This is a genomic window from Amycolatopsis sp. CA-128772, from assembly GCF_002904295.1.
GTDB lineage: Bacteria > Actinomycetota > Actinomycetes > Mycobacteriales > Pseudonocardiaceae > Amycolatopsis.
On sequence record NZ_PPHG01000078.1, the window covers coordinates 38,157 to 64,796 of the forward strand.

General features: G+C 72.7%; 30 protein-coding genes. 18 read left to right on the top strand and 12 right to left on the bottom strand.

Going from position 1 to position 26,640, the window contains the following annotated elements; all coding sequences use genetic code 11:
• Nucleotides 1-148: 148 nt before the first annotated feature.
• The 3 genes from C2L59_RS31565 to C2L59_RS31575 are packed head-to-tail and all read left to right on the top strand — an operon-like array spanning nt 149 to nt 3,360.
• Nucleotides 149-1,981, top strand: coding sequence for a glycoside hydrolase family 9 protein (locus C2L59_RS31565; protein WP_103353318.1), 1,833 nt, complete (start codon nt 149-151; stop codon nt 1,979-1,981).
• 9 nt (nt 1,982-1,990) lie between these two features.
• Entirely contained in the window at nt 1,991-2,776 is a 786-nt protein-coding gene (locus tag C2L59_RS31570; protein ID WP_103353185.1) for a TIGR00730 family Rossman fold protein, read from the top strand.
• Nucleotides 2,776-3,360 (top strand): TIGR00730 family Rossman fold protein, encoded by a 585-nt coding sequence (locus C2L59_RS31575; protein WP_103353186.1) that lies wholly within the window; start codon nt 2,776-2,778, stop codon nt 3,358-3,360. The genes C2L59_RS31570 and C2L59_RS31575 overlap by 1 nt, the downstream gene beginning before the upstream one ends.
• A 398-nt stretch (nt 3,361-3,758) precedes the next feature.
• Here C2L59_RS31575 and C2L59_RS31580 read toward each other — a convergent pair whose 3' ends face one another.
• Nucleotides 3,759-4,433, bottom strand: coding sequence for a 1-acyl-sn-glycerol-3-phosphate acyltransferase (locus C2L59_RS31580; RefSeq protein ID WP_103353187.1), 675 nt, complete (start codon nt 4,431-4,433; stop codon nt 3,759-3,761).
• A gap of 51 nt (nt 4,434-4,484) precedes the next feature.
• Here C2L59_RS31580 and C2L59_RS31585 point away from each other — a divergent pair, with 51 nt between their 5' ends.
• Nucleotides 4,485-5,387 carry a glucosyl-3-phosphoglycerate synthase gene (locus C2L59_RS31585; protein WP_103353188.1) on the top strand — a complete coding sequence of 301 codons (903 nt, stop codon included), beginning with the start codon at nt 4,485-4,487 and terminating at the stop codon, nt 5,385-5,387.
• Here C2L59_RS31585 and cydC read toward each other — a convergent pair.
• The 4 genes from cydC to C2L59_RS31605 are packed head-to-tail and all read right to left on the bottom strand — an operon-like array spanning nt 5,323 to nt 10,235.
• Entirely contained in the window at nt 5,323-6,915 is a 1,593-nt protein-coding gene (cydC, locus tag C2L59_RS31590; RefSeq protein WP_103353189.1) for a thiol reductant ABC exporter subunit CydC, read from the bottom strand. The genes C2L59_RS31585 and cydC overlap by 65 nt on opposite strands.
• Nucleotides 6,912-8,465, bottom strand: a complete 1,554-nt coding sequence (gene cydD / locus C2L59_RS31595) for a thiol reductant ABC exporter subunit CydD (RefSeq protein WP_233223791.1) — start codon at nt 8,463-8,465, stop codon at nt 6,912-6,914. The genes cydC and cydD overlap by 4 nt, the downstream gene beginning before the upstream one ends.
• Before the next feature lie 9 nt (nt 8,466-8,474).
• Nucleotides 8,475-9,443: a cytochrome d ubiquinol oxidase subunit II gene (locus C2L59_RS31600; protein ID WP_103353191.1), complete on the bottom strand. Its 969-nt coding sequence runs from the start codon at nt 9,441-9,443 to the stop codon at nt 8,475-8,477.
• Between the two features lie 3 nt (nt 9,444-9,446).
• Nucleotides 9,447-10,235, bottom strand: coding sequence for a cytochrome ubiquinol oxidase subunit I (locus tag C2L59_RS31605; RefSeq protein WP_103353192.1), 789 nt, complete (start codon nt 10,233-10,235; stop codon nt 9,447-9,449).
• 60 nt (nt 10,236-10,295) lie between these two features.
• Here C2L59_RS31605 and C2L59_RS31610 point away from each other — a divergent pair, with 60 nt between their 5' ends.
• The 5 genes from C2L59_RS31610 to C2L59_RS31630 are packed head-to-tail and all read left to right on the top strand — an operon-like array spanning nt 10,296 to nt 12,609.
• Entirely contained in the window at nt 10,296-10,613 is a 318-nt protein-coding gene (locus C2L59_RS31610) for a helix-turn-helix transcriptional regulator (RefSeq protein WP_103353193.1), read from the top strand.
• A complete protein-coding gene (locus C2L59_RS31615) occupies nt 10,610-11,278 on the top strand; it encodes a permease prefix domain 1-containing protein (protein WP_103353194.1) in 669 nt (222 codons plus the stop codon). The genes C2L59_RS31610 and C2L59_RS31615 overlap by 4 nt, the downstream gene beginning before the upstream one ends.
• Nucleotides 11,275-11,598: a DivIVA domain-containing protein gene (locus C2L59_RS31620; RefSeq protein WP_103353195.1), complete on the top strand. Its 324-nt coding sequence runs from the start codon at nt 11,275-11,277 to the stop codon at nt 11,596-11,598. Before C2L59_RS31615 ends, C2L59_RS31620 begins: the two co-directional genes overlap by 4 nt.
• Entirely contained in the window at nt 11,595-12,053 is a 459-nt protein-coding gene (locus C2L59_RS31625) for an SRPBCC family protein (protein ID WP_103353196.1), read from the top strand. Before C2L59_RS31620 ends, C2L59_RS31625 begins: the two co-directional genes overlap by 4 nt.
• On the top strand, nt 12,046-12,609 hold the full coding sequence (locus C2L59_RS31630) for a DNA-3-methyladenine glycosylase I (protein ID WP_103353197.1): 564 nt from the start codon (nt 12,046-12,048) through the stop codon (nt 12,607-12,609). Before C2L59_RS31625 ends, C2L59_RS31630 begins: the two co-directional genes overlap by 8 nt.
• 19 nt (nt 12,610-12,628) lie before the next feature.
• Here the strand turns inward: C2L59_RS31630 and C2L59_RS31635 are convergent, their stop codons facing one another.
• A complete protein-coding gene (locus tag C2L59_RS31635; protein WP_103353198.1) occupies nt 12,629-13,423 on the bottom strand; it encodes an enoyl-CoA hydratase-related protein in 795 nt (264 codons plus the stop codon).
• A 199-nt stretch (nt 13,424-13,622) separates the two neighbouring features.
• On the opposite strand from C2L59_RS31635, the gene C2L59_RS31640 reads away from it, so the two are divergent.
• Nucleotides 13,623-13,790, top strand: coding sequence for a DUF3117 domain-containing protein (locus C2L59_RS31640; protein ID WP_013222969.1), 168 nt, complete (start codon nt 13,623-13,625; stop codon nt 13,788-13,790).
• A 90-nt stretch (nt 13,791-13,880) separates the two neighbouring features.
• Nucleotides 13,881-15,332 (top strand): M17 family metallopeptidase, encoded by a 1,452-nt coding sequence (locus tag C2L59_RS31645; protein ID WP_103353199.1) that lies wholly within the window; start codon nt 13,881-13,883, stop codon nt 15,330-15,332.
• Here C2L59_RS31645 and C2L59_RS31650 read toward each other — a convergent pair.
• Entirely contained in the window at nt 15,257-16,027 is a 771-nt protein-coding gene (locus C2L59_RS31650) for an alpha/beta fold hydrolase (protein ID WP_103353200.1), read from the bottom strand. The two genes, C2L59_RS31645 and C2L59_RS31650, sit on opposite strands and share 76 nt — an antisense overlap.
• A gap of 120 nt (nt 16,028-16,147) precedes the next feature.
• Here C2L59_RS31650 and C2L59_RS31655 point away from each other — a divergent pair, with 120 nt between their 5' ends.
• Nucleotides 16,148-16,489: a helix-turn-helix domain-containing protein gene (locus C2L59_RS31655; RefSeq protein ID WP_199199348.1), complete on the top strand. Its 342-nt coding sequence runs from the start codon at nt 16,148-16,150 to the stop codon at nt 16,487-16,489.
• Here the strand turns inward: C2L59_RS31655 and C2L59_RS31660 are convergent.
• Nucleotides 16,486-17,382 carry a LysR family transcriptional regulator gene (locus C2L59_RS31660; RefSeq protein WP_103353202.1) on the bottom strand — a complete coding sequence of 299 codons (897 nt, stop codon included), beginning with the start codon at nt 17,380-17,382 and terminating at the stop codon, nt 16,486-16,488. The genes C2L59_RS31655 and C2L59_RS31660 overlap by 4 nt on opposite strands.
• 62 nt (nt 17,383-17,444) lie before the next feature.
• Between C2L59_RS31660 and C2L59_RS31665 the strand changes: the two genes are divergently transcribed.
• On the top strand, nt 17,445-18,623 hold the full coding sequence (locus tag C2L59_RS31665) for an MFS transporter (protein ID WP_103353203.1): 1,179 nt from the start codon (nt 17,445-17,447) through the stop codon (nt 18,621-18,623).
• Nucleotides 18,624-18,641: 18 nt separating this feature from the next.
• On the opposite strand, the gene C2L59_RS31670 is transcribed toward C2L59_RS31665, so the two are convergent.
• The gene (locus C2L59_RS31670) at nt 18,642-19,286 is read right to left on the bottom strand and encodes an O-methyltransferase (protein WP_103353204.1); all 645 of its coding nucleotides are present in this window, start codon (nt 19,284-19,286) and stop codon (nt 18,642-18,644) included.
• A 190-nt stretch (nt 19,287-19,476) separates the two neighbouring features.
• On the opposite strand from C2L59_RS31670, the gene sigE reads away from it, so the two are divergent.
• The 5 genes from sigE (at nt 19,477) to C2L59_RS31695 (ending at nt 23,456) form a co-directional block, all read left to right on the top strand.
• Nucleotides 19,477-20,088 carry an RNA polymerase sigma factor SigE gene (gene sigE / locus C2L59_RS31675; protein WP_103353205.1) on the top strand — a complete coding sequence of 204 codons (612 nt, stop codon included), beginning with the start codon at nt 19,477-19,479 and terminating at the stop codon, nt 20,086-20,088.
• Complete coding sequence (locus C2L59_RS31680) at nt 20,085-20,735, top strand: anti-sigma factor (RefSeq protein ID WP_103353206.1); 651 nt, start codon at nt 20,085-20,087, stop codon at nt 20,733-20,735. Before sigE ends, C2L59_RS31680 begins: the two co-directional genes overlap by 4 nt.
• 237 nt (nt 20,736-20,972) lie before the next feature.
• On the top strand, nt 20,973-22,490 hold the full coding sequence (locus tag C2L59_RS31685) for a S1C family serine protease (RefSeq protein ID WP_199199349.1): 1,518 nt from the start codon (nt 20,973-20,975) through the stop codon (nt 22,488-22,490).
• 77 nt (nt 22,491-22,567) lie between these two features.
• Complete coding sequence (gene tatB / locus C2L59_RS31690) at nt 22,568-23,005, top strand: Sec-independent protein translocase protein TatB (protein WP_103353208.1); 438 nt, start codon at nt 22,568-22,570, stop codon at nt 23,003-23,005.
• Nucleotide 23,006: 1 nt separating this feature from the next.
• A complete protein-coding gene (locus tag C2L59_RS31695; protein ID WP_103353209.1) occupies nt 23,007-23,456 on the top strand; it encodes a GNAT family N-acetyltransferase in 450 nt (149 codons plus the stop codon).
• Nucleotides 23,457-23,711: 255 nt separating this feature from the next.
• Here the strand turns inward: C2L59_RS31695 and C2L59_RS31700 are convergent, their stop codons facing one another.
• From C2L59_RS31700 to C2L59_RS31710, 3 genes are read right to left on the bottom strand one after another with little or no spacing between them, the layout of a single operon-like run.
• Nucleotides 23,712-24,857, bottom strand: coding sequence for an Mrp/NBP35 family ATP-binding protein (locus C2L59_RS31700; protein ID WP_199199350.1), 1,146 nt, complete (start codon nt 24,855-24,857; stop codon nt 23,712-23,714).
• Between the two features lie 10 nt (nt 24,858-24,867).
• Nucleotides 24,868-25,368: a DUF1003 domain-containing protein gene (locus C2L59_RS31705; RefSeq protein WP_103353211.1), complete on the bottom strand. Its 501-nt coding sequence runs from the start codon at nt 25,366-25,368 to the stop codon at nt 24,868-24,870.
• On the bottom strand, nt 25,361-26,638 hold the full coding sequence (locus tag C2L59_RS31710; protein WP_103353212.1) for a magnesium transporter MgtE N-terminal domain-containing protein: 1,278 nt from the start codon (nt 26,636-26,638) through the stop codon (nt 25,361-25,363). Before C2L59_RS31710 ends, C2L59_RS31705 begins: the two co-directional genes overlap by 8 nt.
• Between the last annotated feature and the right edge of the window lie 2 nt (nt 26,639-26,640).

The window sequence follows — 26,640 nt, forward strand, 5'->3', positions numbered from 1 at the left end:
CCGGTCGCGCCGATCGGCGGGGTTCGCCGGGGCCGACGGCGCCGGTCGCTCGTCCCGATCCCGGAACCGGACATATTGACGCCTCCGGCCGGCCCGGGATAGCGTTCTCCGCTAAATAGGAAACTTTCCTAACAAAGTGGAGCCGATCATGCGCCTGCTTCCCCTCGCGACGGCGGCCGTGCTCGCCGTGCCCCTCGCGGCGACCCCGGCCGAGGCCGCCACCCCGGCCGAGGTGCGCGTCGACCAGGCCGGTTACGCGCTGGGCGAGGCGAAGCACGCGTACCTGCTCGGCGGCGCCCCCGGGAAGTTCGCCGTGGTCGACGAAGGCGGCCACACCGTCCGCGAAGGCCGGACCGGCGCGAGCCTCGGCGCCTGGAACGCCCGCTACCCCGCGGTGTTCGACCTCGATCTGTCCACACTGGACCGACCGGGCACCTACCGGGTCAAGGCGGCGGGCGCGGTGTCACCGCCGTTCCGGATCGACACCGCGCGCCGCCTCTTCCGCCCGCTCGTGCGGGCCACCACCGAGTTCTTCCAGGCCCAGCGCGACGGCCACGACGTCGTCCCGGGCCGGCTCGACCGCCGGCCGTCGCACCTCGCCGACCGGACGGCGACCGTCTACGCGGAACCGAAGTTCGCCGGTGAAGGCGGCGACGAGATCGTCGAACCCCTGAAACCGCAGGGCGGCCCGGTCGACGTCGAAGGCGGCTGGGTCGACGCCGGCGACTTCGTGAAGTTCACCTCCAACACCGCGTATTCGCTGGCGGAGCTGGGTTTCGTGCTGCGCGAGGACCCGGACCCGGTGCTGGCCGAGGAGGTCCGGTTCGGTCTCGACTGGCTCGACAAGGTGTGGGACGGCCGCTCGAAGACCCTCTACGCCCAGGTCGGCATCGGCACCGGCAGCGAGGAGTTCGGCTTCCTCGGCGACCACGACGTCTGGCGCAACCCGCAGGACGACGACGCGCTCGACGTCAAGCCCGGCGATCCGGCCTACTTCGTCAAGCACCGCCCGGTGTTCCCCGCGGCCCCGGCGGGCGCGCCGCTGTCCCCGAACCTCGCCGGCCGGGTCGCGGCGGCGTTCGCGCTCGGCGCCCAGGTGTACGCCCACCGCGACCCGCGGCTCGCCCGCCACTACCTGGCCGAGGCGGCCGCCGTGTTCGCACAGGCCAAGACGACCGGTGTCGGCGAGCTCGTCACCGCGTTCCCGCACGCCTACTACCCGGAATCCTCCTGGGAGGACGACCTGGAACTGGGCGCGACGCAGCTCGCTCTGGCGGCGCGGGCGCTCCACGACCCGCGCGCCGGCGGCTGGGCCCGTGACGCGGCGAAGTGGGCGAAGGCGTACATCGGCAGCGGCGACACGAGCACGTTGAACCTCTACGACACGAGCGCGCTCGCCCACGCCGACCTGGCCGGTCTGCTGCGCACCGGCGTCCCGGGCGCGGCCCTCGGCGTCCGGGAGCTGGCCGCCGACCTGCGCCGCCAGCTCGACTCCGGCGTCGAGGCGGCGAAGGCGAGTCCATTCGGGACAGCCGTCGACGTCACGGACTTCGACGCCGCCAGCAAGAGCTTCGGCTTCGCCGCGACCGCGCGGCTCTACCAGCGCGTCACCGGCGACACCCGCTACGCCGCCTTCGGCGCCCGGCAACGGAACTTCACCCTCGGGGCCAACGCCTGGGGCGTCTCGCTGGTGGTCGGCGTCGGCACGACGTCCCCGCAGTGTCCGCACCACCAGGCCGCGAACCTGGCCGGACCTTCGAAAGTGCTCTACGGCGCGGTCGTGAACGGCCCGAACGGCGCGGACAACTTCGCCGACCTGCCGTTCCCGGCCGGGGCCAGGGAGTGCACCCGTCCGTATGAATCCTTCGACGGCCAGGGAAGCCGCTACGCCGACGACCTGAGTTCATGGCCCAGCAACGAGCCCGCCATCGACTTCACCTCCACCGCGCTGCTCGCATTCTCGCTGGCGGGCAGGCCGTAGCATGGGGAAGTGAGCGAACAGTCTGAATGGCCGGACGGCCAGTACCCCGAACGCCCGGTGGAGCGGCACAAGGGCCCGGTCGTGCTGCGCCGCGACCGCCGTGACCAGGGCAGCACCACCGACCAGCGGCTCCTGGACTCGCGCGGCCCGAGCGACTGGGTGCACACCGACCCGTGGCGCGTCCTGCGGATCCAGGCCGAGTTCGTCGAGGGCTTCGGCGCGCTCGCCGAGGTCCCGCGCGCGGTCACGGTGTTCGGCTCGGCCCGCACCAAGCGCGACAACCCGGAGTACGAGCTCGGCCGCAAGATCGGCGGGGCGCTGGCCAACGCCGGTTTCGCGGTGATGACCGGCGGCGGCCCGGGCGCGATGGAGGCGGTCAACCGCGGCGCGGCCGAGGCCGGCGGCTTCTCCGTCGGGCTGGGCATCGAGCTCCCGTTCGAGCAGGGCCTGAACCCGTGGGTCGACCTGGGCGTCAACTTCCGCTACTTCTTCGCCCGCAAGACGATGTTCATCAAGTATTCGCAGGCCTTCATCTGCCTGCCCGGCGGCTTCGGCACGCTCGACGAGCTGTTCGAGGCGCTGACCCTGGTGCAGACGAAGAAGGTCACGAAATTCCCGGTGGTGCTGTTCGGCAGCGACTACTGGGGCGGCCTCTACGAGTGGATCAAGAACTCGGTGCTGGCCGAGGGCAAGATCAGCCCGGGCGACCTGGACCTGCTGCACCTCACCGACGACATCGACGACGCGGTCCGCGTGGTGCAGGAGTCCTATCAGGCGTGGGAGGACACCCACTGATGCGGCGGATCTGTGTCTTCTGCGGGTCGTCGATGGGCTTTTCGCCGAGGTACGCGGAGCAGGCGGCCGCACTCGGCAAGCTACTGGCCCAGCGCGGCATCGGCCTGGTCTACGGCGGCGCGAGCGTCGGCACGATGGGCGTGGTCGCCGACGCGGCCCTCGCGGCGGGCGGCGAGGTGATCGGCGTGATCCCGGAGGCGCTGTCGTCGGTCGAGATCGCCCACGCGGGCCTGTCCGAGCTGCACGTGGTGGCGGACATGCACGAGCGCAAGGCCAAGATGGCGGCCCTGTCCGACGGTTTCCTGGCCCTGCCGGGCGGCGCGGGCACGTTGGAGGAGCTGTTCGAGGTCTGGACGTGGGCCCAGCTCGGCCTGCACGGAAAGCCGATCGGCCTGGTCGACGTGGACGGGTACTACGCGCCGCTGATCACCTTCGCCGACCACATGGTGGCGGAGGGCTTCGTCAAGGAGGACTACCGGCAGCTGCTGCTCACCGACGCCGACCCGGCGGCGCTGCTGGACCGGTTCGAGACGTACGAGCCGCCCGCGCCGCCGAAGTGGGCGAAGGAATCGCCGGGGATCTGACGTCGTGCCCGCCCGGACGAACGCCGCCGCCCGCGAGCTCGCCCAGCGCCGGCAGCCGGCCCGGGTCGCGCACCTCCGGCCCGGGCACATCGCTGCTCGGCCCAGTGCGGGAACGGCTCGCCGCCGAGGTCGGCCACGACCAGCGCCGGCCGCCCGGCCGGCCGGTGCCCGCGGGGGAGCGCCGCCGGCTGGTCCTGCTCGTCGGGCTCCATCGCCACGAGCAGCTTCGGCACGGCCTGCCCCGCACCGCGCCCGGTGTACCGCGGCGAGCGCTTTGCGGCTCTCGCAAGGAAGCCGCTGCGGCGGCGGTCGGCCGCGCCGCGCATCCGGCGCCGGGCGCGGTCGCGGCGGCCCGACGGGCACCTTCGTCGACGACGAAGGCCCGGTGCCGTGGTGAGTCAGGCGACGCCTTCGCTCGGCCGCTTGTGGTAGGTGTCGACGTACTCCTGGCCCGAGAGCTCCAGGATCGCGTACATCACCTCGTCGGTGACCGAGCGGCGGATCGCCGGCGCGTAGTCCTGGCCTTCGTACCGCGAGAAGTCGAGGGGCTTGCCGAACGTGATGCCGATCTTCGCCGGCCGTGGGATCTTCGCGCCTCGGGGCTGGAGGTTCTCGGTGCCGGTCAGCGCGACCGGTACCACCTTCGCGCCGGTCGCCAGGGCCAGCGCCGCGACGCCCGTGTGGCCGCGGTGCAGCCGGCCGTCCAGGGAGCGGGTGCCCTCCGGGTAGATCGCGAACACGCCGCCCGCGTCGAGCACCTTGCGCGCCGCCTCCAGGGCGGCCAGCCCGGCCTGGGCGTTGCCGCGCTCGACCGGGACGTAGCCGAGGCCGCCGAGGAACCCGGCCAGCGCCCGGCCCTTGAGGCCCTTGCCGGCGAAGTACTCGGCCTTGCCGAGGAACTTGACCTGCCGGGGCGTCGCGAAGGTGATGACGCCGGTGTCGAGCGCCGCCCGGTGGTTGGCCGCCAGGAGCACCGGGCCGCTGAGCGGCACGTTCTCCACGCCGTGCACCTCCGGCCGGTACACGGCCCTGGCCAGCGGGCCCAGCACGAACCGGACTAGCAGCGCGATCAAGTCGTCCTCCTCCTCGGTGGCGGTGCCACCAGCATGGCACGATCGTTACTCGTGAGTTGGTTCGAGCGGCGTACGTGGCAGGAGCCCGGCTGGACGCCCGGGGACATCCTGGCCGCGAAGGGTGACCGGACGGTTTCGGTCGTGCTACCGGCCCTGGACGAAGAGCGGACCGTCGGTGCTGTGGTCGCGTCGGTCCGGCCGCTGGTCGGTTCGGTCGTCGACGAGCTCGTCGTCATGGATTCGGGTTCCACGGACGCCACCGCGCAAACCGCCGAAGCCGCGGGCGCGCGGGTCGTGCGCCGCGAGGACGTCCTGCCGGACCTGCCGCCGGTCCCCGGCAAGGGCGAGGTGCTGTGGCGTTCGCTGGCCGCGACCAGCGGTGACATCGTCGTCTTCCTCGACTCCGACCTGGTCGACCCGGACCCGGCGTTCGTGCCGTCCCTGCTCGGCCCGCTGCTCACCGAAAACGGCGTCCACCTGGTCAAGGGCTTCTACCGCCGCCCGCTGCGGCTGGAGAGCACCGGCGGCGGGCGCGTCACCGAGCTGCTCGCCCGGCCGGTCCTCTCCGCGCTGCGCCCCGCGCTCGGCGGGCTGGTCCAGCCGCTCGGCGGCGAGTACGCGGGCACCCGCGAGTTCCTCGAGTCGGTGCCGTTCGCGGCCGGCTACGGCGTCGAGATCGGGCTGCTGCTCGACGCCGAGGCGCGGTACGGCCTCGACGGGCTCGCGCAGGTCAACCTGGGTGTCCGCAAGCACCGGAACCGGTCGCTGAGCCAGCTGGGCGCGATGTCCCGCCAGATCCTCGGCACGGCTTTGGACCGCTGCGGCGTCCCGGCCGCGGACGCCCCGTTCACGCAGTTCGTGCAGGTCGACGAGGAGTGGCTGCCGGACGTCACGGACGTCCGCGTCGCCGACCGGCCGCCGATGCGGGAAGTGCTCGCCCGTCCTCGAGGGTGAGCACCTCGTCGAAGCCGTCGACGTGCTCGGGCCGGTGGGTGACGAGCACCACGCTGCCGGCCGCCTGGGCGAGGACCCGCTTCAGGACGGCGTCGCCGTGGGCCGGGTCGAGCCCTTCGACGGGCTCGTCGAGCACGAGGACCCGGGGCTTGGCGAGCACCGCGCGGGCGAGGACCAGCCGCTGCCGCTGACCCCCGGACAGCGCGTCACCGTCCGGGCCGGTGTCGCGGTCGAGGTCCAGGTCGAACCCGGCGGTGTCGCAGGCGGCCCGGAGTTCGTCGTCGGTGGCGTCCGGCTTCGCGAGCAGCAGGTTCTCGCGGACGGTGGTGTGGAAGACGTGGGCGTCGGCTTCGGCGCCGGAAATGACATTCGCCAGGCCGGCGTACTCCGCGAGCGGGTGGCCGTCGAGGGTGACCCGGCCTTCGGTCGGGGTCTCGCTGCCGAGCAGGAGCCGCAGGAGGGTCGTCTTCCCCGCGCCGCTCGGGCCGAGGATGCCGACGCGCTTGCCGGGCGGCAGGTCGAGATCGACGTCCCGGAGCGCCGGCGGCCGGCCGGGGTGGCGGACGCCGGCCTTCTCCAGCCGGAAGTGGCCGTCCGCCGCGGTGCGGGTGCCGGCCGGGAGGGCGGGCTCGCTCAGCACGGCCCGCACCCGGGCGGCCGAGGCGCGGATTTCCGGAACGCGCCGGGCGGCGCCGATCAGCGGGAGAACGACCTCGAAGGCCGTCACGGCGGCGAGGGTGAGGGCCGCGGTCCAGGGCCCGGAGGCGTGGCACAGCCGGGCGACGGCGACGGCGGTGCCCAGCTGGACGAGCACCCCGGCGGCGCCGAGCAGGGCCGTCCGGCCCGCGGCCGCCCGCTCGGCGGCGGCGATGACGTCGACGACCCGGGTGGCTTTGCGCCGCTGTTCTCCGAGCGCCCCGGCGGCGACGAGCTCCCGGTGCCCGGTGACGAGCTCGACGGCCCGTTCGGCGAGTTCGGCCCGGGCACCCGCGGTCTCCCGCGCGGCCCGGCCGGTGGCGCGGACGACGAGCCACGGCAGGAGCACACCGGCGACGAGCAGCCCGGCGGTGAGCACGGCGGCGGCCGGCACCGAAGCGCCCGCGGTGACGGCGACCGCGGCGGCACCCACGACGGCGGCCACGGCGGCGGGCAGGAGCCACCGCAGGACGGCGTCCTGCAGCGCGTCCACATCGGACACGAGCCGGGTGACGAGGTCGCCGCCGGAGTACCGGGTCCCGGGCAGGAGGGCCTGGTAGACGCGGGTCCGCAGGGAGCCGAGCCACCGGAGGACGACCTCGTGCCCGGCGAGCCGTTCGGCGTACCGCAGGCCACCGCGGAGGAGGGCGAGGGTCCGGACGGTGACGACGGCGAGGGTGAGGGCGCCGAGCGGCGGCCGTTCGGCGGCCCGCAGCAGCAGCCAGGCCGCGGTGGCCATGAGCGCGAGGGCGGCGAGTTCGGCGGCGGCACCGAGGAGCGCGGCGCGGAGCAGCCGCAGCCAGTCTCTTGTGGACAGAGCCCGGACGTTCACGCCGTCACCTCCGTGCGGATCCGGCCGTCGCGTAGCTCGACCACCCGGTCCGCCAGCGAAACCATGGCCGGCCGATGGGCGACCAGCAGTGCCGTCCGGCCCGGCAGCAGCTTCCGCGTCGCCGACAGCACCGCGTCCTCCGTCCGGGCGTCCAGCCGCGCCGTCGGCTCGTCCAGCAGCACCAGCCCCGCCGACCTCCGCGCCAGGGCCCGGGCCAGGCCCACCCGCTGGCGCTGGCCCGCCGACAGCACCTCGCCCAGCTCGCCCACCGGCGTCGAAAAGCCCGCCGGCAGGCTCGCCGCCACCGGCGCCAACGCCGCCGCCCGGGCCGCCGCCGGCACGTCGGCCGGACCGCCGAGGGCGATGTTCGAAGCCAGCGACCCGCGGAACAACGTCGGCCGCTGCGGGACCCACGCCACCTCGGCCAGCCAGTCCGGCGACGACAGCGACCGCAGGTCCACCCCGTCCACGAGCACCCGTCCCGACGAAGGCGTCACGAACCCCAGCAGCACCGCCAGCAAGGTGCTCTTCCCCGACCCGCTCGGCCCCACCAGCGCCACCCGCGACCCGGCCGGCAGCGAAAGGTCCACTTCGGACAACGCCGGAACCCCGTCGTAAGCCACGGACACCCGCTCGAAGACCACCGAAGGCGCCCCCCGCCGCCGGCAGACGGTCCCGGACGGAACCGGGACAACCGGCACCGCGAGAGCCTCCCGCAACGCCGTCAACCCCTCCGCCGCCGCGTGGAACTTCGCGCCCGCCGCGCGCAGCGGCAGGTACGCCTCCGGCGTCAGCAGCAGGATGAGCAACGCCGGACGCGCCTCCAGGCCGCCCGAAAGCAACCGGAAGCCGATCGGCACCGCCACCAACGCCACGGACAGCGTCGCCACCAGTTCCAGCACCAGCGCCGACAGGAACGCGACCCGCAGCGTCTTCATGGTCGCGTCGGCGTGGGCGGCCGCCATCGAACGCACGGTGGCCGCCTGCTCGGCCGCCCGTCCGAACACCTTCGACGTCCCGAGCCCGCGGACGGCGTCCAGGAAGTGCCCGCCCAGCTTCGTCAGCAGCTGCCACTGGACCGAGGCCCGCGTGTGCTTCCCGACCAGGACCGCGAACACCGGGATCAGCGGCAGGGTGACCACCACGACCAACGCGGACACCAGGTCCGTGGTGAACAGCCGCACGACCACCGCGGCCGGCACGACCACCGACACCACCAGTGAGGGCAGGTACCCGGTCAGGTAGCTGTCCGTGGCGTCGACACCGCGCGTGATCTGCGTCGCGACAACCCCGGCCCGGTCCGAAGCGGACTCCAGGAGCCGCCGGCGCAACCCGCGGCGGACCGACGCGGCAAAGCGTCCGCTGAGGACGGTGTGCCCCCACGACAGGGCCACCCGCCCCGCGATGGCCACGACCAGGAGCGCGGAAACGCCACCACCGGTCAGCAGGGTGGCGAGCCCCTCGGCCTGGAGGAGCACCGCCGCCGCGGTGAGCACCCCGAGCAGGCCCACCACGACGAGGTACCGCCGGAGTCCGGGCAGTGCAGGCACGGCGTCCCCCTAGAAGTGCAGCAGCGAGTGCTGGTCGACGGGGCGGCGGTGCGCCCGCCAGGTCAGCCACTGCACCACCAGCAGCACCAGCAGCGACGGCGGGGTGAACCAGGCCAGCACCGCGAACGTCTCCGGCGCCGTCGCCGCCTGCTCGAGCGTCAGCGTGGACTGCGAAGACACCAGCACGGCCGGGAACCGCACGGTGCCGGCGAGCAGCGCCGGACAGGCCGAGAGCACCATGGACCCGGCGAGCGCGACCCGGTACCGCCGCGTCGCCAGCCCGAAGCGGGTGACGGCGAAAGCCGCGAAGGCCAGGACGACCGCACCGGCACCGAGCAGCGAAACGCCGTCGAGCGCGAAGTACCCCCAGCCCGAGGCGACCACGAGGAACGCGAGCACCGGCGCCGAGAAGGCCCGGGCCAGCCGGACCGCGCGGCCGGTCAGCTCGGCCGGTGCCCGCACGGCCAGGAACGCCGCGCCCTGCAGGCAGAACAGCGCGACGAACCCGAGGCCCCACAGCACCGCGTACGGGTTGAAGAGCGCGAGCACGTCGGCGACCGGCGGCAGCCCGACGACCAGGTTGCCGAGGAACAGGCCCCACGACAGCGCCGTCACCAGCGCGCCGCCGACGATGCCGGCCGTCCAGGCGCCGCGGCGCGCGTCCGGGCGGCGGCTGCGCAGCTGCATCGACGCCGTGAACGTGACCAGGCCGAGCAGGAGCGTCACGACCAGGACGTACGCCCCGGCGAACACCTTGCCCTCCAGGTGCGGGAACGCCCCGAACAGCAGGCCGACCGCGGCCACCAGCCACACCTCGTTGGCCAGGAAGAACGGCCCGAGCGCGCCCAGTGTCTGCCGTCGGCGCCGCTCGCCGGCCTCGAAGCCGGGCAGGAGCATGCCGACGCCGTAGTCGTACCCCGCCAGCGCGAAGTACCCGCAGGTCAGCAGGCCCAGCACACACCACCAGAAGGTCACCACCGGTCAGACCCCGCTCAGGACGGGCAGCCCGGCGGGCTCGTCGACCGGATCCGGGCCGCGCTTGGCGACCCGCGCCATGAGCACCCAGTCGGCCACCGCGAGCGCGGCGAACAGCAGTGAGAAAGCGATGAAGGAGAACAGGATCTGGCCGGCGGGGACGGCCTCGGCGGTGCGCCTGAGGAAGTGCCACGCGCTGACGCCGACGACGAAGAACCCGCCGGTGACGATCGCCGCGCCGGTGACGTGCGGCAGCGACGCGGCCAGCGCCGGGTTGGCGAACAGCGCGCCGAAGTCGTCGAGGTGCAGTGTGCCGTGCTCGAGGTGGCTGCCGGCCGGGTTCTGCAGGAACGAGTTGGCCAGCATGATGAACAGCGCCGACGCGTACGCGGTCAGCGTGACCAGCCAGATCAGCGCCAGGTGCAGCCCCTTGGGCAGGCGGCCGAAGCCGAAGATCCACAGGCCGAGGAAGGTCGACTCCAGGAAGAACGCGACCAGCGTCTCGATGGCCAGCGGGGCGCCGAAGACGTCGCCGGCGAAGGTAGAGAGCCCGGTCCAGGTCAGGCCGAACTGGAACTCCATCACGATGCCGGTGACGATCCCGAGCGCGTAGTTGATGACGTACAGGCGGCCCCAGAAGCGCGTCATCCGCAGCAGTTCGGGCTTACCGCCCAGCGTCCAGCGCGTCTGCATCACGGCCACCAGCGTGACCAGCCCCAAGGTGAGCAGCACGAACAGGAAGTGGAACGAGGTCGTCGTCGCGAACTGGAGTCTCGCGATCGGAAGAGCGTTCATGTAGACAGGCTACACATAGTCTGCCTACATGTAGCGAACCGACGTGTAGACTGCGTACCCATGAAGGCGGACACCCTGCGCGGACACCTCGACGCGTTGCTGCTGGCCGTGCTCGACGGCCGGAAACTGCACGGCTACGCGATCATCGAGGCGCTCCAGCTGCGCAGCGACGGCGCGCTCGACCTGCCCACCGGCACCGTGTACCCGGCGCTGCGCCGGCTCGAGCGGGCCGGCTGGCTGGCCAGCGAATGGGACGTCGTCTCCGGCCGCAAGCGGCGGACCTACCGGCTCACCCGCTCCGGCGAGCAGGCGCTGACCACCGAGCGCGCGGAGTGGCGGGAGTTCACCGCGGTCATCGGGGGAGTGCTGGAAGCATGATCGACGCGTACCTGGCCGATCTCGACCGGCGGCTGCACGGCTGCGGCCGGTTCAAGGCCGACCTGCTGGACGAGGCCCGCGACGGCCTGCACGACGCCGCCGACGCCTACCGCGCCGGCGGCTGGACCGGCGAAGAGGCCGAGCGTCGCGCCGTCGCCGACTTCGGCCCGGCGGCCGTCGTCGCCCGCGGCTACCAGGCCGAGCTGGGCATGCTCAGCGGCGTCCGCACGCTGTGGAAGCTCGTCATCGGCGTCCCGGCGATGCAGGTCCTGTGGGACTACGCGCGGATCCTCACCTTCGGCGACTGGACGAAGCTGTCGACGCCGACCCCCGGGTGGTACAAGGTCGTCGCGCACGCCTCCCACGGCGCGGTGTTCGTCGTGCCGGTGATCGGCGTCCTCGCGCTGCTCGGCACGCGCTGGCTCAGCCGCCGCCTCGACGGCGTCCGGCTGTCCCGGTTCTGCGGGGTGCTGATCGCCTTCGCTGTCGGCGTCAACCTGGCCTCGGTCGGGCTGCTGATCGGCGCGACCGGCGTAGTCGACGTCTCCAGGCTGTTCCTCAGCGTCCCCTGCGTGCTCCTGATGCTGGCCTGGGTGGCACTTTCCGTCCGGCTCGTCGTGCTCGCGAGACGATCCTGGGGTGGGTATGCCACGATCGTCGCGTGACGACCGCGCTGATCTACCTCGTAGTCATGCTGCTGGTGGCGGCCGTGGTGTTCCTGCTCGCCGCGGTGGTGTTCGGCCGGGGTGAGGAGCTCGCCCCGCTTCCGCCGGGCAGTTCGCCCACGCGGCTGCCCGCCGAGGACATCACCGGCGACGACCTGGCCGACGTCCGGTTCCAGCTGGTGTTCCGCGGCTACAAGATGTCCGAGGTGGACTGGGTGGTGCGACGGCTCGGCGTCGAGATCGACGGGCTGCGGGCCCGGGTCGCCGAGCTGGAGCAGCGCGAACCGGAGCGGGAGAGCTCGCCCGAGGGTGCTCCGTGACGGACCTGGTGCTTTCGGTCGACGTCCGCGCCCCCGCCGGGACGACGTGGCTCGCGTTGACCGACTGGACGCGCCAGGGCGAGTGGATGCTCGGCACCGAGGTCGAGGTCGTCGAGGGCAACGGCCGCAGCGTCGGCTCGCGGCTGGCGGCGTTCACCGGGGTGGCCGGCATCGGCTTCACCGACACCATGGAGATCACCAGCTGGGAGCCGCCGGTGCGGTGCGCGGTCCGGCACCTCGGCAGCGTCGTGCAGGGCACCGGCACGTTCCAGGTGGTGCCCAAGGGCGCAACGCGCTCGACGTTCGTCTGGGCCGAGCACCTGCGGCTGCCGTTCGGGCCGCTGGGCCGGCTCGGCTGGCCGGTGGTGCGGCCGGCGTTCGCGCTGGGGGTGCGCCGGTCGCTGCGGCAGTTCGCGCGGTTCGCGGAGGACTATTCGGTGGGTGGGGATGAGTGAGCTGACCGGCGCCGACGGCGTCGCGCGCTGCAGCTGGGGCAATTCGACCCCGGACTACGCGGAGTACCACGACAAGGAGTGGGGCACGCCCCTGCACGGGCAGGACGAGCTGTACGAGCGGCTCTGCCTCGAGTCGTTCCAGTCGGGGCTGTCGTGGATCACGATCCTGCGCAAGCGGGAGGGCTTCCGGAAGGCGTTCAAGCAGTTCAAGCCGGCGAAGGTGGCGAAGTTCGGCGACGCCGACGTCGAGCGGCTGATGCAGGACGCGTCGATCGTGCGGAACCGGGCCAAGATCCTGGCCGCGATCAAGAACGCCCAGGCGATCGCTTCGCTCGACACGCCGCTGGACGACCTCTTGTGGTCGTTCGCACCCGCGGTTCAGGTGCGCCCGAAGACGATGGCCGACGTCCCGGCCATCACCGACGAGTCCAAGGCGATGGCGAAGGAACTCAAGAAGCGCGGCTTCGTCTTCCTCGGCCCGACGACCTGCTACGCCCTGATGCAGGCCACCGGCATGGTCGACGACCACGTCGAAGGCTGCTTCCGGGCGGTCTGAGCCCGGAAGCAGCCGGACGTCACCTGCCCTGGAAGGCGGGCTTGCGCTTGCCGACGAAGGCCTCGACGGCCTCGGCGTGGTCGGCCGTCGCGCCGAGCGCCGTCTGGGCGGCGTCCTCGGCGTCGAGCGCCTCCTCGAACGTCGACTGCGCGGCCAGGTTGAGCACGCTCTTGATCTTCGCGTAGGCCACGGTCGGACCGGCCGCGAGCTTCGCCGCCACCTTCTGCGCGCGAGCCGCAAGCTCCTCGTCCGGGACGACCTCGCCGACCAGGCCGAGCCGCAGCGCCTCGGCCGCGTCCACGGTCCGGGCCAGCAGCATCAGCTCGGCGGCGCGGCCGTAGCCGACCAGCCGCTGCAGCGTCCAGGACGCGCCCGAGTCCGGGCCCAGCCCGACGTTGGCGAAGGCCATCAGGAACGACGACGATTCGGCGGCGATCCGCAGGTCACTGGCGTAGGCGAAAGCGGCCCCGGCACCGGCGGCGGTGCCGTTGACGGCGGCGATCACCGGCTTCTCCATCGCCACGATCGCCTGGACGATCGGGTTGTAGTGCTCCTTCACGGTCTGTAGCGGGGCGGGGTCACCCGCTTGCAGCAGACCCACGTGCTCCTTCAGGTCCTGGCCGGCGCAGAACGCCTTGCCGGAACCGGTCAGCACGACCGCGCGGACTCCTTCGTCGCCGGACGCCTCGCGCAGCGCCGCGAGCAGTGCTTCCTTCAGCTCGACGGTCAGCGAGTTGTACGCCTGGGGCCGGTTGAGGGTGAGGGTGCGCACCCCGTCGGCGTCGGCGGTCAACAGGACGTCGGATGTGGTCACGTCTTCTCCTTGCGCGGAAAACTTCGGTCGGCCGAGAGTCTTTCACCTCGCGCGGGCCGCATACCAGCACCGATACCGCAGCAAAAGATCCCCTCCGCTGATGCGCCCGGCCGCTGATGAGGGACAATGGACAGCAGACCCGGCTGGCTTTCACGCGAGCGCGACCCGGGCGCGCCGGTTGAGACGGAGGGAGCACGCTATGGCGGCCATGAAGCCCCGGACCGGAGATGGTCCCCTCGAAGTGACTAAGGAGGGGCGGGGCCTCGTGATGCGCGTACCGCTCGAGGGTGGTGGGCGACTCGTCGTCGAACTCTCCGCGGAAGAAGCGAAGGACCTCGGCGCCGCACTGGCGGAGGTCACCGGCTGAGCCTGCCTTCCCGATCCGTCCTTCCGTCGCACCCCGGTCTCCCTTCGGAGGCCGGGGTCGCGGTTCCTCTGCGCCCGAAGGTTGCTCACTGTGCGTAATCCGCTACCGCCCGTTCCGGCTACCCTGCTCGACGTCGAGGTCGCGACGGAGCTCCGTCGCGGCGTCCCGGCGGCCCGCCTGGTGGCCGCTCCCGACAACGATGACGTCGAGCCCCTGGAGATCGAGGGCGTCCGGATCAGCGGCAAGGCGGGAGACGTCCAGACGGTCCCCGGCGGCGGGCCGCGCTGGGTCGCGGGGCTGGGCGGCGGCGAGCCGAAGCAGTACCGCAAGACGGGCGCGGCGCTGGTCCGCGCGGTGCACGCGACCCTGGCCGAGGACGTCGAAAACGGGGGCAAGGCGTTCCGGGCGGTGCAGCTGGAGCTGCCCGAGGAGGCGTCCGGCGAGCACGTGACCGAGCTGGTGCTTGGCCTGCTGCTCGGCGGCTACCGCTACAAGGTGACCGGCGAGGACCCGAAGCCGGTGGTCCGGACGATCCGGCTGGTCACGTCCGATCGCGCGGTGCCGGAGCTGGTCGAGCGGGCCGCGGTGCTGGCCGCGTCGACGGCGCTGACCCGCGACCTCGCGAACACGCCGTCCAACGTGAAGACGCCGGCCTGGCTGGCCGACACGGCGGCCCGCGTGGCCGGCCCGCGCGTCGAGGTGGCGGTGCGGGACGAAAAGTGGCTCGCGGCGGAAGGTTTCGGCGGCGTCCTGGCGGTCGGCGGCGGCTCGGCGCGGCCGCCGCGGCTGGTCGAAATGACGTACAAGCCGGCGGGCGCGTCCCGGCACCTGCTGCTCGTGGGCAAGGGCATCACGTTCGACACGGGCGGCCTGTCGATCAAGCCGGCCGACGGCATGCACCTGATGCGCACGGACATGGCGGGCGGCGCGGCGGTGATCGCGGCGACCCGCGCGATCGCGGCACTGGGGCTGCCGGTCCGGGTCACCGCGCTGGTCCCGTGCGCGGAGAACCACGTGTCGGGCTCGGCGTACCGCCCGGGCGACATCGTCCGCCACTACGGCGGCAAGACGACCGAGGTGGGCAACACCGACGCGGAGGGCCGGATGGTCCTGGCCGACGCGCTGGCGTACGGCATCCGCCGGTTCACCCCGGACTACGTGGTGGACGCGGCGACCCTGACGGGCGCGATGAAGGTCTCGCTGGGCCTGCGCACGGGCGGCCTGTTCGCCTCGGACGACTTCCTGGCCGCCGCGGTCACCTCGGCGGGCGCCCGGGTGGGCGAGGCGTGGTGGCGCATGCCCCTGGTGGAGGACTACGCGGAGAACGTCCGCGGCGAGTTCGGCGACGTCCGCCAGACGCCGGGCGGCCCAGGCGGCATCACGGCGGCGTTGTTCCTGCGCGAGTTCACCGCGGGGTTGCCGTGGGCGCACCTGGACATCGCGGGGCCGGCGCGCTCGGAGAAGAACTACGACGAGGTGGTCCCGGGCGCGACCGGGTTCGCGGCGCGGACGTTGGTGGAGCTGGCGGCGTCTCTGGGCTGAGCCGCCTCGGCGAGCAGGGCGGCGAGCTCGGCGGGCATGGTGATCATGCAGTCGTGCCCGGTCGGCAGCTCCCGCACCCGCGCGCCCGGCGGGACGGGCCGGCGGGTGATGCCGTCCGGCCGGCCGGCGGTGCAGTGGATGTGCGTGCGCGGGATCGCGGACACGGCCGGGTTGTCCAGCCGGACCGGTTGGCGCAGGCACCGCACCGGCTGGTCCGAAAGCATCGAGCGCAGCCAGGCGACGTCGCCTGGATCGGTCACCCCGAACAGGCCGAGGGGCGGCGGCAGTTCCGGCAGCGGTGGGACCCGCCAGCCCTCGATCGCGGCGTCGATCAGCTGCTGGGTGACGGGCAGGACGTCCACCGCGGTTTCGCCGTCTTCGGGGACCATCGCGTCGAGGTACACCAGGTGCGCGATCCGCTCCGGGAGGCGGTTGGCGACCGACGAGATGACCAGCCCGGCGTAGCTGTGCCCGACGAGGACGACGTCGTCGAGCGCCTCGGCCTCGATCAGGCCGGCGATGTCGTCGACGTGCGTGTCGAGCCCGACGCCGGGGCTCAGCAGGTGCGCCTTGCCGCCGTACCCGGTCAGCGACGGCGCGAGCACGCGGTGCCCGGCCGACGTCAGCAGCGGGACCACCCGGTCCCAGCAGCGTCCGCTGTGCCAGGCGCCGTGCACCAGGACGAACGTGGTCATGCACTACCTCGGTTCCCATCAGTGCCTCGGTACCATTCGGTAACCGGAACCATCGTGATCCACTGGACGCGAACCGGGCAATAAGGCACTTTCCCGTGCCCCGGTTCTTTGGAGGTAACCGTGCAGGACGTGTGCCGGACCCGGGCGGTGCTCGACATCGTCGGGGACAAGTGGGCGCTCCTGGTCGTCCGCATGCTCAAGGACGGGCCGCTGCGCTTCACCGAACTCAAGCGGGCCATCGACGGGATCAGCCAGCGCATGCTCACCGTGACCCTGCGCGACCTCGAGCGCGACGGGATCCTGACCCGCACGGTCCGTGAAGTCATGCCGCCGAACGTGAGCTACGAGCTGACGCCGATGGGCCGGACGCTGCGCGAAGCCGCCGCGCCCCTGCTCGAGTGGAGCATCGAGCACCTCCCGCGGATCGACGCGGCCCGCGCGGCCTACGACGACCGCCGTTAGCGCGGCCCGGCCAGGACGTGCTCGCGGAACCCGGTGACCGCCGGCGTCATCGGCTCGTCCGCCCGCCACACCAGCCCGATCGTCCGGTACGGCCGCGGCGACAGCGGCACCTCCGCCACCCCCGCCGGGCTGCCCGGCCCGAACCGCGGCAGCAGTGCCACCCCCAGGCCCGCCGCCACCAGGCCGCGCACGGTGTCCGACTCCTGGCCCTCGAACGCGATCCGCGGCGTGAACCCGGCCGCCGCGCAGAGCTCGTCCGTCAGCGTCCGCACGCCGTACCCCTGCTCCAGCAGCACGAACTCCTCGTCCGCCAGCTCCGCCACCCGCACCGACGCCCGGCCCGCCAGCCGGTGGCCCGCGGGGACCGACAGCAGGATCTCCTCGTCCACCAGGCCCGCGCAGGCCAGCGCCGGGACGTCCGGCAGCGGCGCCACCAGGGCGAGGTCCAGCTCGCCGCCCGCGAGCCGGTCGACCATGTCCTGCCGAGAGCCCTGCACCAGCGTGAACCGCACCGCCGGGAACCGCGCCCGGTACCCGCGCAGCAGCGAAGGCACCAGCGAGCGCCCGAGCAGGTGCAGGAACCCCAGCACGACGTGCCCGGATTCCGGCGACACCTCCTCGCGCGCCAGCCGGACACCGGTGTCGACCGCCGCCATTCCGCGTTCGGCCGCCTCGGCCAGCAGTTCGGCCGCGCGCGTGAGCCGGATGCCGCGGCCGTCCGGGACGGTCAGCGGCGCACCGAGCGCCTCCGCCAGCGCGGCGAGCCGGCGGCTGACGGTCGGCTGCGGTACGCCCAGCAGCGCGGCCGCGCGTGTGACGTTCCTCGTCTCCCGGAGCGCGGCCAGCAGTGGCAGGTGCGGCGCGACCTGCGCGGACAACGATTCATGCTTCACCGCATCGATCCTCGCACGTTCGTGCATTGGACGTATTGATTAGCGCTGCTTACTTTCAGGACGTGACTGCCACCCGCCGAGTCAAGACCGCCGTCGCCGCGGCCGGGATCTCCTCGTTCGCCCTGCTCTACGCGCCGCAGCCGGTGCTGCCGCAGCTCGCCGCGCAGTACCACCTCGACCCCGGCGGCGCGGCGCTCGCGGTGAGCGTCGCGACCGGTGCGCTCGCCATCGCGGTCCTGCCCATCGCGGCGCTGTCCGAGGTGATCGGCCGCCGTCCGGTGATCCTGACGTCGGTGCTCGCGTCGGTCGTGTGCGGCCTGCTCCTGCCGCTGATGCCGACGTACCCGGCGCTGCTGGCCCTGCGCGCGCTGCAGGGCGTGGCGATCGCGGGCTTTCCCGGCGTGGCGGCGGCCTACCTGGCCGAACGCCTCGGCCGCGCGGGTGTCGCGGCGGCGGTCGGCGCGATGATCGCGGGCAACACGGTGGGCGGCATGCTCGGCCGGCTGGCCAGCGGCTTCACCGCAGGCCCCCTCGGCTGGCGTGGCGCGCTCCTGGTCGTCGCGGCGGTGGGAGCGGTGTGTTCGGCGGTGACGGTGGTGACGCTGCCGCCGGGTGGGCGTCCGGGCCGGGCCGGCGGTGTCGGGCGCGGGCTCTTGACGGCGGTCCGCAAGCCGGTGCTGCTGGCCCAGTACGCGGTGGCGTTGCTGGCGATGGGCTCGTTCGTCGCCCTCTACAACGCGGCGGGCTTCCGCCTCACCGGCGACCCGCTGCGCCTGTCACCGGCGATCGCGTCCCTGGTGTTCCTGGCGTACGCGACGGGCTCGGTGTCCTCGGCGGCGGCGGGCCGCCTGGTGGCGCGAGCCGGGCGCCGGCGCGCGCTGATCGGCGCGCTGCTGCTGACGGCGGCCGGCGCGGCCCTGACGCTGCCGGACGCGTTGCCGCTGGTCATCGCCGGGTTCTTGGTGCTGACGTGCGCGTTCTTCGCGGCCCACGCGGTGGCGAACGGCTGGGCGGCGGCGGACGCTCCCGAGGGCGCACGCGGCCAGGTGGGCGGCATGTACACGGCGACGTACTACCTCGGGAGCAGCGTGGGCGGGGCCGCGGGGGCGTGGGTGTACGGGCACGCCGGGTGGTCGTGGCTGATCGCGGTGGTGGCGGCGTGGCTGCTGCTGGCGGTCGCGGCGGTGGTGGCCGGGACCCGGGTGCGGGGGGAGCGGCTGGAGCTGGTCAACGCCGGCTGAACCCGGCCGGCTCGAAGCTCAGGTAGCGGCCCCGACCAGCAGCCCGCCGCCCACCGGCAGCAGCGCCGGGACCAGGCGTTCGTCCTCCCGGAAGGCCCGCGCCACCTCGCGCAGGGCCAGCGTCTCCGGGTCCCGGTGCGACGGGTCGATCACCCGGCCGCCGGCCAGCACGTTGTGGAACGCGATGATCCCGCCGCGCCGCAGCAGCGAAACCCCCAGCTCGTAGCAGCCCGGGTACTCGATGTGCGCGGAGTCGACGAACACCAGGTCGTAGCCGCCCGGGGTGAGCCGCTGCAGCACGTCCAGCGCGCGGCCGATGATCAGCCGCGTCCGGCCCGGGGCGAACCCGGCTTCGCGGAACGTCGCGCGCGCCGCCCGCTGGTACTCCGGCTCGACGTCGATCGAGGTCAGGACGCCGTCGGGGGCCATGCCGCGCAGCAGGCTCAGCCCGCTGACCCCCGCGCCGGTGCCGACCTCGACGACCGCCTTCGCGCACAGCGTCGCGGCCAGGAAGCGCAGCGTCGCGCCCGCACCCGCGCTGAGCGGGGTGCAGCCCAGGTCCTCGGCCCTCGCCCGGGCCGTGGCCAGCACCTCGTCGTCGGGCAGGTACCCGTCGACGAACCCGGAATCGGCCGGCGCGGCCGCAGGGGTGGGCGTGTTCACGCACGGAGGTTAGCGTTGGTTGTCGATAAATCCGCGCAGGCTCCCTGGTAAGCACCCCGGAAGAAGTTCTCAGCCTGCTCTCAGTCCAGTCTCACTAGAACCATAAGGAACCCGGAGAGACTGAAATCCGATCACACGGGAACACCGTGCCGACGACCCGCGTTGGGTGGAGCAGACAGGAGAAACGCAGATGGAGGTGCCTGCTCCCGCTATGCAGAACGCCGTTGCCGACGCCGGGGCCCAGCCGGTGACCCTGGACGAGGCGGCCTGGACGCCGCCGTCCTGGGACGAGGTCGTGCGCGAACACGGTGACCGCGTCTACCGGCTCGCCTACCGCCTCACCGGCAACACCCACGACGCCGAGGACCTGACGCAGGAGACGTTCATCCGGGTGTTCCGCTCGCTGGCGTCGTACAAGCCCGGCACGTTCGAGGGCTGGCTGCACCGGATCACCACCAACCTGTTCCTGGACATGGCCCGCCGCCGCTCGCGCGTGCGGATGGAAGGCCTGCCCGACGACACCGACCGCATCGTGGGCGACGACCCGAGCCCCGAGCAGGTCTACTCGGACACCCACTTGGACCCGGACCTGCAGGCGGCGCTCGACGAGCTGCCCCCCGAGTTCCGCGCGGCCGTCGTGCTGTGTGACGTCGAGGGGCTGTCGTACGAGGAGATCGGCGCGACCCTCGGTGTCAAGCTGGGCACCGTCCGCAGCCGCATTCACCGCGGACGTCAGGCGCTGCGCGCTTCGCTGGAGCGCCGTCGCACCTACGCGCCGCAGTCTGCGAAGGTGACGGTATGACCGCACCGCGAGGCTGGGGACTCCCCGAGTCGCACCTGCTGCCGGACGTCGTGGTGGCGTTCGTCGACGGCGAACTGACCCACGGCGCCCGCGACCGCGCGGCGTCGCACATCACCCGCTGCCCGGCGTGCGCCGCCGAGGTGCGCGCCCAGCGCCAGACGGGCGAGACGATCCGGCGCGCCGGCGCGCCGTCGATGTCGGCGGGGTTCCTGGCGAGCCTGCAGTCCATCCCGCAGCACACGGAGCTGCCGAGCAGCCCGGACAACCTGGCCATCACGGCGGACGGCCAGCTGGTCGCGGTCCAGCGCCCCGACCGGGTGGCGGGCCTGCGCGATTCAGGCGTCCTGGGCGGCGTGGCCCCGTTGGGATCATCGGCCCCGTTGGGCCAGTCCCCGAACGTCCTGGGCGGCGGCCGCTTCAAGCGCCGCGCGGCCCAGGGAGCGGGTGTCGTGGTGTCGGGCCTGGTCCTGAGTGCACTGGCCCTGGTGGGCACCTCGGCGGACGGCGACGGAGCCCCGGAGACGGGCGGCGGGGCCCCGCAGCCGGCGAACCTGCTGCCGGCCCAGATGGCGGTACCCCAGCACCCGGCACCGGTATCGACGGCGCCGAGCACCACCCCGGTGGCGGTGCCGGCGGGCATCCGCTGAGTGGATTCTGAAGGCCGCTGCGAATCCTTTTCGCGGCGGCCTTCGGTGTGTCCGGGGCACGGGGGTTGCGCGCGCGATCATGGCGGCCTTGGGTGTGTCCGGGGCGTCTGATCGCCCGGCACGCCCGAGCTGCGGACAACCGCCCAAGAAACAGCCACTTCACCCACCGACCGGCAGACTCGGAGCATCGGGCTTGGGTATCGTCGCGCCCAGCCACCTGATCTTATGCACCGGGGAATGATGACCGAGCCGAACGTGAATCCCGAGCAGCCCGGCGCGCGTGATGCCGACCGGCTGGGGCCGCGGCCGCTCGCGCGGCCCGCCGTCGATCCCGCGCAGGCTGCCGTTTTCGGCCGGCCGCACGGTGTCGACGGGGCGTTCGACCAGCTCTACACCCCGCAGAAGGCCAACGGCGTCAACCTCGCGCCGCCCGCGCCCGAGTCGCTGGCCGAGGCCTTCCGGCGGCCGCCCGGGGCCGAAGGTGTGCTGCTCGAACGTCCTCGGGAAGCCACCGGCGATGCTCCGGATGTCGAGCCGCCGCTGTGGACCGGAACCCGGGATCCGTGGCGTGATCCCGCGGCCGCCGCCGTACTCGCCGGGCCCGCGATGCCCGCCGAAGACGACGAAAAGCCCGCCAAACGGCCGCCCGGGGCGCTGCTCAGCCTGCCCGAAGTGCTTTTCGGGCGGCGCGTGCAGCCGAAAGCCCTCGCGGTGCTCGGCGTCGTCGCGCTGCTCGTCGGGGCCGTCGGGGGGTTCGTCGGCTGGTGGGTCGGCGACACCGGCACCGAGCTCACCGGCTCCGCCACCATCGCCGAAGCCGAGGCCGGCAAGGAACGCCCCGCCGGGTCGGTCGCCGAGATCGCCAAGCGCGTCGCGCCCGCCGTCGTCTCGCTCGAGGTCTACAAGCCCGGCGCCGAATCCGGCGAGCAGGGCTCCGGCGTCATGATCGACCCGCAGGGCTACATCCTCACCAACGAGCACGTCATCTCCTCCGCCGCCGCGGACCCGGGCGTCAAGGTCACCGCCGTCTTCATCGACGGCACCCGCACCGAGGCCAAGCTCGTCGGCGCCGACCAGAAGACCGACCTCGCCGTCGTGAAGGTGAACGTCACCAACCCGACCGTGCTGCAGGTCGGCAAGTCCGCGGACCTGCAGGTCGGCGACACCGTGATGGCGATCGGCTCGCCGCTGGCGCTGCAGAACTCCGTCACCGCCGGGATCGTCAGCGCGCTGAACCGGCCGATCACCGCCGGCGGCGACAACGGCGCCCCGCCGGTCACCTACGAGGCCATCCAGACCGACGCCGCGATCAACCACGGCAACTCGGGCGGCGCGCTCGTCGACTCCACCGGCGCGCTGGTCGGGATCAACTCGTCGATCCGCTCCGCCGGCGCGGACGGCGGCAGCATCGGTATCGGCTTCGCCATCCCGAGCGACTACGCGATCAAGATCGCGAAGGCGCTGATCAAGGACGGCAAGGTCCAGCACGCCGACATCGGCATCAACGCGTCGTCGACGGTCGCGGGTTCGTCCACGATGGGCGCGCAGGTGAAGAACGTCGCCCCCGGCGGCCCGGCCGCGAACGCGGGCATCAAGGAGGGCGACGTGATCACCAAGATCGGCAACCGGCTGGTGCGCGACTCCGCCGAACTGACGGTCGCGGTGCGCGCGCACGACGTCGGCGAGGTCGTCCCGGTGCAGCTGGCACGCGACGGCGCCAGCTTCGTCGTCGACGTAACCCTGGCTTCCGACTGAGTTCCCGCGTTCGGCCTCCCGGAGCGTGGCGGGTGGCGGGTACCCTGGGCGGGTAGGTTCCGAGCGGAGGTAGACGGGTGTTCGACAGTGTCGGATGGGGGGAAATCCTCGTCCTCATCATCGCCGGTCTCTTCATTCTCGGCCCGGAACGGCTGCCGGAGGCGGCGTCCTGGCTCGCGAAGAGCGTGAAGAAGGTCCGCGACTTCGCGACCGGTGCGAAGGAGCAGCTCCGCGAGGAGATGGGCCCGGAGTTCGACCAGCTGCGCAAGCCGCTGGAAGACCTGCGCGGACTGCGGAACTTCGACCCGAAACGGGTGGTGACGCAGCACCTCTTCGACGGCGACGCCGATCCGCTGGGGTTGAAGGGCATCACGAACGGCAGCCCGAACCTGAGCGGATCCAACGGCACGAACGGGACGAACGGCTCGAACGGCCACCCGGTCGCCCAGACGCAGTCGGCGCCCGAGCCGCTCAAGCCGGGCGAGCGCCCGCCGATCGACCCGGACGCCACGTAACTTGCTGTCGATCGGTTTCCTGACGGAGCCCGACTGCGCCCGCTGGGAAGTCCTGGCCCGGGGCAAGGACGCGTACTTCGACGTCGAACGCACCGACGACGCCTACGAACGCACGTGGCGGCGCCTGCACGACGACGACCGGATCCGCGGAATCGCCGCCCGCCTGGACGGCGAGCTGGTGGGGGTCGCGCATTACCTGTTCCACGCAAGTGTCTGGTACGCCGCGAAGTGCTATCTGGCGGACCTGTTCGTGGACGCTTCGGTTCGCCGGCAGGGCGTCGCGACGGCGATGATCGAGTGGGTGGCGCGGGACGCGGAGGCACAGGGATACCCGAGCCTCTACTGGAACACGCTGGAAGATGCGCCGGCGCGTGCGCTTTACGACCGGGTGGGGAAGCTGCACCCGGGGCTCATCCACTACGCGTATCGGCCTTCCACACCCCGGCCGTGATGTGGACAAGGCGGCCTGCCGACGGCCGTTCCGAGGTTTTCGTCGGGCAGCGCCGATAGACTGGACTTGGGAACGCTTGGTTACCTTTTTCGTGGCTCTCATCAGGGAGTTATGGTCACCAACCCCGGCATGACCAGCGCCCCAGTCGACCCATGATCCGGGGGTGGTGTCGCCGGGTTCGGTGGCATCGAGGGACCGCTGACAGGGAACACCGAACCCAAGCGACCCGGCCGGCCCGACCGAACCCGGGAAACCTCAGCGCCCCGCCGGGGTCACGTTCAGCATCATCCCCGCCAGCCCGCGCGCCTTCACCGTCAGCTTCTTCGCCGCTTCCTTCAGCACCACCGACGCCGGGGCCTCCGGCTCGGCCAGTACCAGCGGCTCGCCCGCGTCGCCCTGGGAAACCATCCGGGGGTCCATCGGGATCTGGCCCAGCAGCGGGACCTCCGATCCGATCGACTTCGTCAGTGACGAAGCCACCGCCTCGCCGCCGCCCGAACCGAAGATCTCCATGCGCTCTCCGGACGGCGTCTCCAGCCACGACATGTTCTCGATGACGCCCGCCACGCGCTGGCGCGTCTGCAACGCGATCGCGCCCGCGCGCTCGGCCACCTCGGCCGCGGCCTGCTGGGGTGTGGTCACCACCAGGATCTCCGCGTTGGGGATCAGCTGGGCCACCGAGATCGCGATGTCGCCCGTGCCCGGGGGGAGGTCCAGCAGGAGGATGTCCAGGTCGCCCCAGAAGACGTCCGCCAGGAACTGCTGCAACGCGCGGTGCAGCATCGGGCCGCGCCAGACCACCGGGGTGTTGCCCGGGGTGAACATGCCGATCGAGATCACCTTCACGCCGTGGGACTGCGGCGGCATGATCATCGTGTCGACCTTGGTCGGCTTCTCGCGCGCGCCCAGCATGCGGGGGATCGAGTGGCCGTAGATGTCCGCGTCCACGACACCCACCGACAGCCCGCGGGCGGCCATCGCCGCCGCCAGGTTCACCGTCACCGACGACTTGCCCACGCCGCCCTTGCCCGAGGCCACGCAGTACACCCGGGTCATCGAGCCCGGCTGGGCGAACGGGATCACCGGCTCCGCCGCGTCGCCGCGCAGGGACTTGCGCAGCTCGGAGCGCTGCTCGTCGCTCATCACGTCCAGCTCGACGCGCACGTCCACCACGCCGGGCAGCTTCGAAACGGCCTCGCGGGTGTCGTTCGTGAGCGTCGCCTTCAGCGGGCAGCCGGCCACCGTCAGGTAGATCCCGACGGTGACGACACCGTCGGAAGCGACCGAAACGTCCTTGACCATCCCCAGGTCCGTGATGGGTTTGCGGATCTCCGGGTCTTGCACGCTCTTCAGCGCGCTGCGGACGTCGTCGACGCTGGGGAGCTGCTGCGTACTGGTCACCCCGTCCATGTTACGTACTGGTAGGGGTGCGGGACTTCCTGGGCTTGACGTCGAGGTCGTCCCGGAGCCGGTCCAGCTCGCTGCGCAGGTAGTCGCGCGTCGCCACCTCGCCGATCGCCAGGCGCAGCGCCGCCAGCTCGCGGGCCAGGTACTCCGTGTCGGCTTTCGTCTGCAGAGCCCGGTTCCGGTCCTCCTCCAGGGAGACGCGGTCGCGGTCGTCCTGCCGGTTCTGGGCCAGCAGGATCAGCGGCGCCGCGTACGCCGCCTGCGTCGAAAAGGCCAGGTTGAGCAGGATGAACGGGTACGGGTCCCACTGCAGCGACACGGCCGTGATGTTCAGCACGACCCAGACGACGACAAGCAGCGTCTGCCAGAACAGGTACTTGCCCGTGCCCAGGAACCGCGCGATCCGCTCGGTGAACCGGCCGAACGTGTCGGGGTCGATGTTCAGCCTGAACCGGTTCTGGCCGCGGGGCTGGTCCAGCCGCCGTCCCGAAGTCAGCTCAGGCACGGTCTTCCTCCAAGGTGTCGTGGAGCCCGGTCTCGCGCCAGTCCTCGGGCAGCAGGTGGTCGAGGATGTCGTCGACGGTCACCGCGCCGATCAGGTGGTCCTCGGCGTCGATGACCGGCCCGCAGGTCAGGTTGTAGGCCGCGAAGTACCGGGTGACCTCGGCCAGCGACGCGCCCGGTTTCAGCGGGGGCAGCCCGGTGTCGACGGCGCTGGCGACCAGCTCCGCCGGCGGCTCCCGCAGCAGCCGCTGGAAGTGGACGACGCCGACGTAGCGCCCGGTCGGCGTCGCGGTCGGCGGGCGGCAGACGAACACCATGCTGGCCAGCGCCGGCGGCAGCTCGGCGTTGCGGATGTGGGCCAGCGCCTCGGCGATCGTCGTGTCCGGGGTCAGCACCACCGGCTCCGGTGTCATCAGGCCGCCCGCGGTGTCGGACGAGTACTCCAGCAGCCGCCGGACCGGCGCCGACTCCTCCGGCTCCATCAGCTCCAGCAGCCGGCTCTGGTCGGCCGGCGCGAGCTCGGCCAGCAGGTCGGCCGCGTCGTCGGGGTTCATCGCCTCCAGGACGTCGGCCGCGCGCTCCTCGGCCAGGTAGGCCAGCAGCTCCTTCTGGTCGTCGTCCGGCAGTTCCTCGATGAGGTCGGCGAGGCGCTCGTCGTCCATCGCGTCGGCGACCTCGTGGCGCCGCTTGAGCGGCAGGTCGCGCACGGTCGCGGCGATGTCGGCCGGGCGCATGGTGTCGAACAGCATGAGCAGCTGCCCGGCGCCCTGGGGCTGGACCGCGAGGTCGGACAGCCCGAGCCCGGCCACTTCCGACCACGGCAGCACCTGCATCGCCGACCGGCGGCGGCCCAGCCCGACCCGCCGCTCCCGGATGGCGAGCTTGGCCAGCACCCAGTCGCGGGTGCGGGTCGGTTCCATCCCGGCGTCGACGACGGTGATCCGGGTCCCGGACCCGGCCAAGGACGCGTGTGCGTCGAGCAGCTGGCCGAGCACCAATACCTCGTTGGGCCGCTGGTTGAACTGGCGCATGTTGACCGAGCCGGTCGCGAGCGTGACGGCGGACGGCTCGATCGAGGTGACCCGCAGCATCGGCACGAAGACGCGCCGCCGGGTACTCAGCTCGACGACCAGGCCGAGGATGCGCGGCGGCTGGGCGTCCAGCCGCAGCCCGGCGACCAGGTCGCGGACCCGGCCGATCGACTCGCCGTCGGGGCCGAACACCGGCAACCCGGACAGCTGAGCTGCGAAAACCCTGTTGACCGCGGCCATGG